The 2,093-nt window shown below is 44.0% G+C and carries 2 protein-coding genes and 1 pseudogene; all 3 read left to right on the top strand.

The annotated features are described in order from the left end of the window. The first annotated feature begins 719 nt into the window (after nt 1-719). Nucleotides 720-1,346, top strand: a pseudogene (locus ACTIE0_RS23995) (IS607 family transposase). Continuing rightward, nucleotides 1,303-1,713 carry a hypothetical protein gene (locus ACTIE0_RS23990; RefSeq protein ID WP_006625677.1) on the top strand — a complete coding sequence of 137 codons (411 nt, stop codon included), beginning with the start codon at nt 1,303-1,305 and terminating at the stop codon, nt 1,711-1,713. The pseudogene ACTIE0_RS23995 and the gene ACTIE0_RS23990 overlap by 44 nt, the downstream one beginning before the upstream one ends. An 87-nt stretch (nt 1,714-1,800) precedes the next feature. Next, nucleotides 1,801-2,093: transposase (locus ACTIE0_RS23985; protein ID WP_439517025.1), on the top strand; the 293-nt coding region annotated here is incomplete at its 3' end.

Genomic DNA, 2,093 nt, shown 5'->3' with positions numbered 1-2,093 from the left:
AATTCGTTGACTTTGGGAACGCCGGAAACAAGAGACACTCCGTAATCCCTAAAACTCTAGCCATCACTGGTAGAAAATCTTTCATCGTCAGTCCAAATGGCCAGAGCGAAGTCAAAATCAAATAGGGTAGGGCATACCCGGATTTACGCTTGGGGAGTATTCTTGAAGAGTGCTTACTGTAAAAGGTGTAGTCAGATACGACATGAAACTGTAAGACCAAAACTAACGAGGGTTAGTGGAGGCAGGATTCAGCCCAAGAATCCCCATGCCTTTAGGCTGGGGACAAGGGTTCAGATTACCGGACTACGGGAACGCCATGAGATACCCGGCTACCAAATGTTGTCCCCCGCTCTGATTTTCAATGACCAGGCTTGTCATCTTTCCGTTCCGTTTCATTGTGTACAGCGCGAAACGGAACCCGGATCAAAATGTTGTGGCGGTTGATTTGGGTATCAATACCACAGCAACAGTCACAGTCGTAACCTTTGACGGCACTGTAATCCATCGTGAATTAATTCACCCTGGACCAGACATAGATCGTCGATATCAGCGACTCGAGTCTGTGGCAATGCGGGCCCTAATGACGATGGGAAAAGGAGGGAAACTTCACAAAGGCTTCTGCGCCCAGACGTGCTTGCTAGTAACAAAAAACTTACTCAAACCTACACACAAACCCAAAACCTTGTACTATGCAAACAACCACAATAACCGGAGTTAAAGTGCCAAAATATGTTACACCGAAGGAAGCCGGAGAAATCTTCTCCGTCAGCGTTGCCACCTTGCGAAGATGGGAAAAACTCGGCGCAATTAAAGCCGTTCGTACCGTTGGCAACCAACGAAGATACATCATCGAAGAAGCCGAGAAACAAAAGCCCATTGTCTGTTATGCAAGAGTCAGCACCCATTCCCAAAAGGATGACCTCATTAGACAGGCTGAATTTCTACGCAGAGCATACCCAACAGCATAAATTCTTACAGAAGTTGGCAGTGGACTCAATTTTAAACGGCGAAAATTCCTCGCTATATTGGAACGAATATACGAAGGAAATATCGGCACACTTGTCATCGCTCACGCCGATAGGCTTGTCCGTTTCGGATTTCCACTCATTGAATGGTTATGTGCAAAAAGTGGATGTTAACTCGTGGTTCTCAGGAAAAAGAGTCTCTCTCCAGAACAAGAACTCGTTAGCGATATCTTGTCCATCCTCCACTGTTTCTCTGCTCGGCTTTACGGACTACGAAAGTACGAAAAACAAGCCCGTCAAGAACTTCAAAAAGAAACCCCGTCATCAGACAAGCCAGATGACTCCAAACAGTTTGAGCCAAGTGAGATTGTATCCTTGTAAAGAATTACACACCGTTGGGAAACGTTGGTTAGCAGCTTATAGGTGGATTTATAACCAGACCATTGCTACTTGGAAACAAGGGGTTCAAGGGAGCTGTTTTGACTGCCAAAAGTTAGTCAGAAATAGTGACAAACCGGAATGGGTAAAATCTTTACCAGGACATCAATTACCGGAAGCAGTAGCCGATGCTTTCGATGCTTTTAAACCAGCCAAAGTCAACCAAGGTAAAGTCCAATTAAAGTCCTGTAGGGCACCATCTCAAATCATTAAATTCAAGGTGAATAACTTTAAAAAAGGGACGTATCCCCGTTTAACTAAAGGTTTAACCTTTACTTCACCTCAAGCTCTACCTAAGAATTGCCTTTAGGTCACACAACTAAAATACGCAAGGGGTAAATGGTATGGTTGTTTTCCAGAGCATCAAGAGCGGGAAACAACAGAGCCAGAGCGAGTTATGGCTTTAGCTCCTGGCCTTCGCTCCTTTTTGGTGGGTTATGATGGTGAATCAATTACTGAATTTGCCACTAATGATATTAGCAAAATCAATCGCCTTTGCTACCATGTAGACGTGTTAATGAGCCAGATTAGTCAATGTCAAATCAAACGAAAACGATATCGAATGCGTAAAGCTTCTCATCGAATGCGCGAGCGTATTCGTAAGCTAGTGGACGATTTACATAAGAAAGTCGCTCATGTCTTGGTTAATCACTATAAACTTATCTTTCTTCCTACTTTTAATTCGAGTGA

Source organism: Limnospira sp. (assembly GCF_051859755.1).
Lineage (GTDB): Bacteria > Cyanobacteriota > Cyanobacteriia > Cyanobacteriales > Microcoleaceae > Limnospira > Limnospira fusiformis.
The sequence above is the reverse complement of the archived record's forward strand: the minus strand, read 5'-3'. Positions and strand labels throughout refer to the sequence as shown.

Bases quoted from the DNA above. Each gene is read 5' to 3' on its own strand.
- ACTIE0_RS23990 (WP_006625677.1), top strand. From the start codon at position 1,303: ATGACTCCAAACAGTTTGAGCCAAGTGAGATTGTATCCTTGTAAAGAA.